7 protein-coding genes are annotated in these 6,553 nt (G+C 57.8%); all 7 read right to left on the bottom strand.

Features of this window, described 5'->3' with window-relative positions; genetic code table 11:
- Positions 1 to 129: 129 nt before the first annotated feature.
- Entirely contained in the window at positions 130 to 501 is a 372-nt protein-coding gene (locus GHO41_RS28135) for a hypothetical protein (RefSeq protein ID WP_153435244.1), read from the bottom strand.
- A 142-nt stretch (positions 502 to 643) separates the two neighbouring features.
- A complete protein-coding gene (locus GHO41_RS28140) occupies positions 644 to 1,327 on the bottom strand; it encodes an amino acid ABC transporter permease (RefSeq protein WP_048369956.1) in 684 nt (227 codons plus the stop codon).
- A gap of 3 nt (positions 1,328 to 1,330) precedes the next feature.
- Entirely contained in the window at positions 1,331 to 2,059 is a 729-nt protein-coding gene (locus tag GHO41_RS28145) for an amino acid ABC transporter permease (protein ID WP_153435245.1), read from the bottom strand.
- 74 nt (positions 2,060 to 2,133) lie between these two features.
- A complete protein-coding gene (locus tag GHO41_RS28150; protein WP_153435246.1) occupies positions 2,134 to 2,940 on the bottom strand; it encodes an ABC transporter substrate-binding protein in 807 nt (268 codons plus the stop codon).
- 180 nt (positions 2,941 to 3,120) lie between these two features.
- A complete protein-coding gene (locus tag GHO41_RS28155; RefSeq protein ID WP_153391639.1) occupies positions 3,121 to 4,701 on the bottom strand; it encodes an ABC transporter ATP-binding protein in 1,581 nt (526 codons plus the stop codon).
- 1 nt (position 4,702) lies between these two features.
- Complete coding sequence (locus GHO41_RS28160) at positions 4,703 to 5,725, bottom strand: ABC transporter permease (RefSeq protein ID WP_153435247.1); 1,023 nt, start codon at positions 5,723 to 5,725, stop codon at positions 4,703 to 4,705.
- On the bottom strand, positions 5,725 to 6,553 hold an 829-nt coding region (locus GHO41_RS28165), incomplete at its 5' end, for an ABC transporter permease subunit (protein WP_153428387.1). The genes GHO41_RS28165 and GHO41_RS28160, both read right to left, overlap by 1 nt.

Genomic DNA, 6,553 nt, shown 5'->3' on the forward strand with positions numbered 1-6,553 from the left:
CTGCCGGGTTACCCACTGCGCAAAACCTGCGTTCGGCCAGCGTGGTTTAATGGGGCCTTTTAGATCAAGATCAAAAGATCGCGAGCAAGCTCGCTCCTACAGGGGGGGGGGCAGCGCTACGCGTCTAGATCAGGCAAACCATTTGTTCCGGGCTTCTGCCAGCAGTTCGTGCATGAGCGCTTCAACATCAGAGACGCTCAGTTTGCTGAATATGTGCTCGTCTTCGAATGTCCACTGCTTGCTGAAAATACCCACCACACCTTCGGCATGGGCTTGCACGGTCTCCCACTCCAGGGTGTCATTGCCCAGTGCCAGCAAGTCTTGACTGAACGTCACTTTGGGTTCGATCACACTGTGAACCGTGGTGATGTAGAGTTGCTCGCAGTCGGTCCCGTGCTGCTTGAGTCGTTCATTAAGAAAGTCGCGCACATGAGCGTTGTAGGCGCCAGCGCCTGCTTTGCCTGCCACCACGGGAGCGTCATTGTTGTCGATCATGTTCAAGGTAAAACTCCTTTTATTACAGCCGGCCTATCCAGCTTCATGCTGTGAGAAATTCGGCCGGCTAAAACCTTTCGATGACCTATTGGAACGCTTATTGGTCGTGTGCCTGCGGTATATAGTTATGGCACGTTTGTAACAGCAGTTATCGGGGCTGGGCCTTGGGTTTTATCAGCCGGTTGGCAATCAGGTCCAGGCTGCTGCAAAACACGAAGTACACCAGCGCGACAAACAGGTAGATCTCGGTCGGGTGCACCATCACCCGGTTGCTGACCTGGGTCGCCACAAACGACAACTCCCCCACGCCAATCACGTACGCCAGCGACGTGTCCTTGATCAGTGAAATCCATTGGTTGAGGAACGACGGCAGCATCATCGGCAATGCCTGCGGCAGGATGATCAAGCGCAACACTTGCCATGTGCCCAGCCCCAACGCTTTGCCCGCCGCCCATTGCCCCGCCGGTAAACTGCTGATGCCCGCGTACACCGAATGCGCAAGGTAGGCGCCGCCAATCAACGACAGGGCGCAGACCACGGTGGCCAATGCCGGTACATCGACATTGAACACAATCGGCAGCAGAAAGTAGCTCCAGAAAATCAGCATCAGCACCGGAATGGCCCGCAAAAACCCCAGTACGCCGAGTAATACCCAGCGCACTTTAGAGCGAATCATCACCAGGGCAATGCCCAGCAACAGGCCCAAGATGGCCGAAATCACCCCCGAGAACAGGCTCAACACCAGCGTCAATGCAGCCCCGCCCAGCGGGCCGTTGGGGTAGGCGCCGATCAAGAAGTACGACAGGTTGTCGCTAATGACCGAAAAGTCCATGGTTTAGAGCACTCCCTGCCGATACCACTTGCTGCGCGCAATCAACTGCCCGATGACTTCAAGCAGGGCGATGCTCAACACATACAGCAACGTGGCGAAACCAAAGGCCTGGAAGGTCTTGAAGGTTTCGGTTTCGACCTGACGCGACGCATAAGACAGCTCCGCCAAGCCGATGGCCATGGTCAGCGAGGAGTTTTTCAGGGCATTCATGTATTGCCCCAGCAGGGGCCCCAGTGCGGTGCGCAGGGCTTGCGGGAAGACGATGTAACGCCACACTTGTGCCGGTTTGAAGCCCAGCGCCAACCCGGCGGCACGTTGCTCAAGGCGCACCGAACTGACGCCTGCGCGGAACTCCTCGCAAATAAACGCCGCGGTGTAGAGCATCAGGCCCCAGAAACCGGCAAGAAACTCAAAGGACGGCCATTCAAGCTCGAACAGACCCAGGTCCAGACTGCGCGGCTGGTTAAGCCACACCACCAAGCCTTCGGGCAGCATCGCCGTAACCCCGAAGTACCAGAAAAACAGCTGCACCAGCAGCGGCGTATTACGAAACAGCGCCAGGTATGCCCGTGCGGGCCATGACCAGAGGCGCGAGGGCGAGATCCTCGCCAGGCACAGCAAAAACCCCAGCCCGGTGGCTACCAGGCAGGTCAACACCGAAAGGATCAGGGTGAGAACAAAATCATCGAACAGCCAGTGCAGGTATTGCGGGGCAAGCAGTTCACCGAACATAAACAACGTCCATCCAGAAACAAACAAACCCGTCCGGTTGTCCGTGACGGGTTATTCAGTGTTGCTAGCGCGACTTAGCTCTTGTCGCCGATTTTGTACAGGCGGGTCAGCGGGGTTTTGGTGTTCGGGCCGAACCAGGCGTCATAAATACCCTGTGCCTTGCCGTCAGCTTCAAGCTCAGTCAGGGTTTCGTTGACCACGTCAGTCAGGCGCGTTTCGCCTTTTGGAATGCCCACGCCGATCAGGTCATTGGAAATGGTGAACGGCGGTACTTCGTACTTGTCTTTGTCCGGCACATTGGCCAGCAAACCGATCAGTTTTGGGCCGTCCTGGGTAATCGCCTGGACGTTGCCATTGCGCAGGGCGGTGAAAGCGAACGGGGTGTCATCGTAGGCAATCACTTTGGCGCCCGGGAATTTCTCGCGCAGCACGCCTTCGTTGACCGTGCCTTTGTCGACGCCGACGCGCCATTTGTTCAGGTCTTGCTCAGATTTGAGGGTGCCTTTTTTGACGATAAATTGCTGGCCCGAGGCGAAGTACGGAATGCTGAAGTTCACCTGCTCGGCGCGTTCAGGGGTGATGGTGAAGTTGGCCAGTACCAGGTCGACCTTGTTGGAGAGCAACAGCGGTACGCGGTTGGCCGGGTTGGTCGGTTGCAGTTGCAGTTTCACGCCCAGTTTGTCGGCGATGGCCTTAGCGTAGTCCACGTCCAGACCTTCGATTTGCTTGCTTTTAGCGTCCACGAAACCGAATGGCGGGTTGCTGTCAAACGAAGCCACGCGCAGTACGCCGGACTTTTTGATGTCATCCAGACGATCAGCGTGGGCCAGGCCCGACAAAACAGCCAATGTCAGCGCGGTGAGGGCAGTGAGTTTTTTCATTTCGTTCTCATCATGAGTTAGAAGATTTATGACGAGAGTCTTGCAGGAAAATAATCTTTTAAAAAAGAATATAAAACGATTTAAATATTCCATTTGTTTATATGTCTGTAGGAGCGAGCTTGCCTCGCGATCTTTTGATCTTTTAAAAGATCGCGAGGCAAGCTCGCTCCTACAACCGGTTCAAACCGTTACGCTGCTCGCTTGTAACAGCTCGCGGGTGTACGGGTGTTGCGGGTTGTCGAACAGGGTTTGCGCATCACCTTGTTCCACCACTTTGCCGTCCTTGATCACGATCATGTCGTGGGCCAGGGCATGCACCACCGCCAGATCGTGGCTGATAAACAGGTAGGTCAGGCCATGCCGGGCCTGCAAGTCACGGAGTAAATCCACCACTTGTTTTTGCACGGTGCGGTCCAGTGCCGAGGTCGGTTCGTCGAGCAGGATCAGGGCCGGCTCCATGATCAGCGCCCGGGCGATGGAGATGCGCTGGCGCTGGCCGCCCGAGAATTCGTGCGGGTAGCGGTGGCGGCTCTCAGGGTCGAGTCCCACCTCTTGCAGCACGCGAATCACTGCGGCTTCACGCTCTTGTTCGGTGCCGATGTCGTGAGCGAGCAAGCCCTCACTGATGATCTGCTGCACCGACATGCGCGGGCTCAAGCTGCCGAAGGGGTCCTGGAACACCACCTGCATTTGCCGACGCAACGGGCGCAGCAGGTCCTGATTAAGCAGGTTGAGCTGTTTGTTGCCAAACCGGATGTCGCCCTCAGACTCCACCAACCGCAAGATCGCTTGGCCCAAGGTCGATTTGCCCGAGCCGGACTCGCCAACAATGCCCAGGGTCTTGCCTTTTTTCAGCTCAAAACTGACCCCGTCCACGGCCTTGACGTAATGCCGCTCGCGGCTGAACAGGGGCTTGGGCAGGGGAAACCAGACTTTCAAATCGTCGACTTCCAGCAGGTTGTGCCGGTAATCGCAGGGCACAGGGCTGCCGCTAGGTTCGGCCTCGATCAGCATGCGGCTGTAAGGGTGTTGCGGGGCTTTAAACAGATCCTCGCAGGTGGCCTGCTCGACAATTTCACCGCCGCGCATCACGCACACGCGCTGGGCGATTTTGCGCACCAGGTTGAGGTCGTGGCTGATCAGCAATAACGACATGCCCAGACGCTGTTGCAGGTCGATCAGCAGTTCCAGAATCTTCTGCTGCACGGTGACGTCCAGCGCGGTGGTCGGCTCGTCGGCGATCAACAGTTCAGGTTCGTTGGCCAGCGCCATGGCGATCATCACCCGCTGGCGCTGGCCGCCAGACAGCTGATGCGGATACGCATTAAGGCGTTTGTGCGGGTCGCGAATGCCCACCAGGGTCAGCAGTTCCAGGGTGCGTTCGCGGGCGGCGCGTTTTTTCAGGCCTTTGTGGGTGATCAGCACTTCACTGATTTGCTTTTCAACCGTGTGCAGCGGATTGAGCGAGGTCATCGGCTCCTGGAAAATCATCGCGATGCGATTGCCGCGCAGGTTGCGCAACTGGCTGTCGCTGGCGTTTACCAGGTCGGTGCCGTTGTAGCGGATGCTGCCTTGGGTTTCCACACTCTTGCCCGGCAACAGGCGCAGGATCGAGTGCGCCGTCACCGACTTGCCCGAGCCCGATTCGCCCACCAGCGCCAGGCACTCACCCCGGTGAATATCCAGGTTGATGCCGTGCACCACTTCACGCCCGGCAAAGCCGACGCGCAGGTCACGTATTTCAATCAATGTGTCGTTCATCTCAACTCCGGGGATCAAACGCGTCACGGCAGGCTTCACCGATAAACACCAGTAACGACAAAATCAGCGCCAGTACGCAGAACGCAGTCAGGCCCAGCCACGGGGCTTGCAGGTTGCGCTTGGCCTGACCGATCAATTCACCCAGCGAGGCGGTGCCGGGCGGCATGCCGAAACCGAGAAAATCCAGGGCGGTGAGGGTTGCAATCGCGCCGGTCAAAATGAACGGGATGTACGTCAGGGTCGAGGTCATGGCGTTGGGCAGAATGTGCCGACGCATCAGCGCGCCATTGGTCAGCCCCAGCGCCCGTGCGGCTTTGACGTATTCCAGATTGCGCCCGCGCAAAAACTCGGCGCGCACCACGTCTACCAACGCCAGCCAACTGAACAGCGCCATGATGCCCAGCAGCCACCAAAAGCTCGGTGCCACAAAGCCCGACAAAATGATCAGCAAGTACAGCACCGGCAACCCGGCCCAGACTTCTTGCAGGCGCTGGCCGATGAGGTCCACCATGCCCCCATAAAAACCCTGCAAGGCACCGGCGGTAATGCCGATCAAGGCGCTGACTGCGGTGAGGATCAAGGCGAACAAAATGGAAATTCGCGCGCCAAAAATCACCCGGGCCAGCACGTCACGGGCCTGTTCGTCAGTGCCCAGCCAGTTAGTTGCGCTCGGTGGGCTGGGCGCCGGTTCTTTGAGGTCGTAGTTGACCGTGTCGTAGCTGAACGGAATGGGCGCAAAAAGCATCCAGCCGCCCTGGTCGGTGATCAACTTGCGAACGTAATCGCTGCTGTAGTCCGGCTCAAAGGGCAGCTCGCCGCCAAAGTCGGTTTCGCTGTAGTGCGACACAATCGGAAAGTACCAATGGTCTTTGTAATGCACGGCCAGCGGTTTGTCGTTGGCGATCAATTCACCGCCCAGGCACAGCACAAACAGGCCGACAAATAACCACAGCGACCACCAGCCACGGCGGTTGGCTTTGAAGTGGGCGAGGCGTCGACGGCCCAGAGGAGAGAGGGTAAACATCAGGCATTCCTCGCCGAGAAGTCGATACGGGGGTCGAGCAGGGTGTAGCAAATGTCGCCGATCAGCTTGATCAGCAGCCCGAACAGGGTGAACAGAAACAGCGTGCCAAACACCACGGGATAGTCGCGTGACACCGCGGCTTCGTAGCTCATGCGGCCAATGCCGTCGAGGTTGAAGATGGTTTCGATCAGCAAGGAGCCGGCGAAGAACACCTCGATCAACGCCTGGGGAATCCCGGCCACCACCAGCAGCATGGCGTTGCGCAGCACATGGCCGTAGAGCACGCGTTTTTCGGTCAGGCCTTTGGCCCGTGCGGTGACCACGTACTGGCGGCTGATTTCATTCAAAAAGCTGTTTTTAGTGAGGATGGTCAGGGTCGCAAAGCCGCCGATCACCAGCGCGCTCACCGGCAGCACCATATGCCACAAGTAGTCGGCGATCTTGCCGAAAAAGCTCAGGCTGTCGAAGTTATCCGAGACCAGCCCTTGTATCGGGAACCAGCTCAGGTAACTGCCCCCGGCGAAGACCACAATCAGCAAAATGGCGAACAGGAACGCGGGCATGGCGTAGCCGACGATGATTGCGGTGCTGGTCCACATGTCAAAGGCACTGCCGTTGTGAATGGCCTTGCGAATGCCCAGCGGGATCGACACCAGGTAGGTGATGAACGTGGCCCAGAACCCCAGCGAAATCGTCACCGGGAGCTTTTGCAAGATCAGGTCGGTGACCGTGGAGCCGCGAAAAAAACTGCTGCCGAAATCCAGTTGCGCGTAGTTCTTGAGCATCAGCCACAAGCGCTCGTGCATGGGTTTGTCGAAGCCGTAATGC

It is taken from the genome of Pseudomonas sp. FSL R10-0399 (assembly GCF_009600165.1).
GTDB lineage: Bacteria > Pseudomonadota > Gammaproteobacteria > Pseudomonadales > Pseudomonadaceae > Aquipseudomonas > Aquipseudomonas helleri.

What these genes read in the sequence shown, in the direction of transcription:
- GHO41_RS28140 (WP_048369956.1), bottom strand. Translation starts at nt 1,327, where the DNA reads ATGGACTTTTCGGTCATTAGCGACAACCTGTCGTACTTCTTGATCGGC.
- GHO41_RS28145 (WP_153435245.1), bottom strand. Translation starts at nt 2,059, where the DNA reads ATGTTCGGTGAACTGCTTGCCCCGCAATACCTGCACTGGCTGTTCGAT.
- GHO41_RS28150 (WP_153435246.1), bottom strand. Translation starts at nt 2,940, where the DNA reads ATGAAAAAACTCACTGCCCTCACCGCGCTGACATTGGCTGTTTTGTCG.
- GHO41_RS28155 (WP_153391639.1), bottom strand. Translation starts at nt 4,701, where the DNA reads ATGAACGACACATTGATTGAAATACGTGACCTGCGCGTCGGCTTTGCC.
- GHO41_RS28160 (WP_153435247.1), bottom strand. Translation starts at nt 5,725, where the DNA reads ATGTTTACCCTCTCTCCTCTGGGCCGTCGACGCCTCGCCCACTTCAAA.